Raw genomic sequence first — 315 nt, forward strand, 5'->3', positions numbered from 1 at the left:
CTGTCGGGCAAGCCGCGCGTCTCGGAGCTTCTGGAGCGGACGCGGCGCACGGTGCTGGCTGCGCAGGAGCATCAGGACCTGCCGTTCGAGCAGGTGGTGGAGATCGTGCAGCCGCCCCGGGCTCTTGATCACACGCCGTTGTTGCAGGTGATGCTGGCCTGGGAGAACAATGCGGTTGGGTCATTGGACCTGCCGGGGCTGAGTGTCGAAGCTGCCGGGGAGGAGATTGATCAGGTCGAGTTCGATCTGGAGCTGAGCCTTGGCGAGCATGGCGAGGAGATCGCCGGAACGCTGGGTTATGCCACGGCGCTGTTT

At 64.8% G+C, this 315-nt stretch carries 1 protein-coding gene; it reads left to right on the plus strand.

The window, feature by feature from the left end; genetic code table 11:
• A partial coding sequence (locus AC5ZFO_RS48410) for a condensation domain-containing protein (protein ID WP_496124322.1) occupies positions 1–315 on the plus strand: 315 nt, incomplete at both ends.

This window comes from Bradyrhizobium sp. Unk1, from assembly GCF_059512345.1.